This window comes from Ruegeria sp. HKCCD7559, assembly GCF_013110575.1.
GTDB lineage: Bacteria > Pseudomonadota > Alphaproteobacteria > Rhodobacterales > Rhodobacteraceae > Ruegeria.
In genome coordinates this window covers 1-1,284 of record NZ_WVQU01000025.1, presented here as the reverse complement: position 1 = coordinate 1,284, position 1,284 = coordinate 1, and the positions used below count along the sequence as shown (strand labels likewise).

Below are 1,284 nucleotides of genomic sequence, written 5' to 3'. Positions count from 1 at the left end.
ATGGCAAAGGAAAAGTTTGAGCGTACAAAACCGCACGTCAACATCGGCACGATTGGCCACGTTGACCACGGCAAGACCACGCTGACCGCAGCAATCACCAAGTATTTCGGTGACTTCAAAGCGTATGACCAGATCGACGGTGCGCCGGAAGAGAAAGCGCGCGGCATCACCATCTCGACCGCCCACGTGGAATACGAGACCGACAACCGCCACTATGCGCACGTCGACTGCCCCGGCCACGCCGACTACGTCAAGAACATGATCACCGGTGCCGCTCAGATGGACGGCGCGATCCTGGTTGTGAACGCCGCTGACGGCCCGATGCCGCAGACCCGCGAGCACATCCTGCTGGGCCGCCAGGTTGGCATCCCGAAGATGGTCGTGTTCATGAACAAAGTTGACCAGGTCGACGACGAAGAGCTGCTGGAACTGGTTGAGATGGAAGTTCGCGAACTGCTGTCCAGCTACGAATACCCTGGCGACGATATTCCGATCATTGCAGGTTCGGCTCTGGCCGCGATGGAAGGCAACAACCCGGAAATCGGCGAAGCGAAGATCCGCGAACTGATGGCGGCTGTTGATGACTACATCGACACCCCTGAGCGTGAAGTCGACAAGCCGTTCCTGATGCCGGTTGAAGACGTATTCTCGATCTCGGGCCGTGGTACCGTTGTGACCGGCCGTGTCGAGCGTGGCGTGATCAATGTTGGCGACGAGATCGAAATCGTCGGCATCCGCGACACTCAGAAAACCACCTGTACCGGTGTTGAAATGTTCCGCAAGCTGCTGGATCGCGGTGAAGCGGGCGACAACATCGGCGCCCTGCTGCGCGGTATCGACCGTGACGGCGTTGAGCGTGGCCAGGTTCTGTGTAAGCCGGGTTCGGTGACACCGCACACCAAGTTCGAAGCCGAAGCCTATATCCTGACCAAGGAAGAAGGCGGCCGTCACACCCCGTTCTTCGCAAACTACCGTCCGCAGTTCTACTTCCGGACCACTGACGTGACCGGCACCGTGACCCTGGCGGCTGGCACCGAGATGGTTATGCCTGGCGACAACGTCGGCTTCACCGTCGAGCTGATCGCTCCGATCGCGATGGAAGACGGCCTGCGCTTCGCCATCCGCGAAGGCGGCCGCACCGTCGGCGCCGGCGTCGTGTCGAAAATCATCGAGTAAGTCGGCTTTGCCGACTGGTGGGCGGCAGTTGCTCTGAAAGAGCAATGAGAGCCCACACCGTCGAACCAAAGAAGGCCGCTCCACACCGGGGCGGCCTTTTTTTGTTTT

Annotated in this window: 1 protein-coding gene; it reads left to right on the top strand. The window is 59.8% G+C overall.

Annotation, left to right across the window (positions count from 1 at the left end; translation table 11 throughout):
• The coding region (tuf, locus tag GS605_RS20930; protein ID WP_171725214.1) for an elongation factor Tu at positions 1–1,176 on the top strand (1,176 nt) is incomplete at its 5' end.
• Between the last annotated feature and the right edge of the window lie 108 nt (positions 1,177–1,284).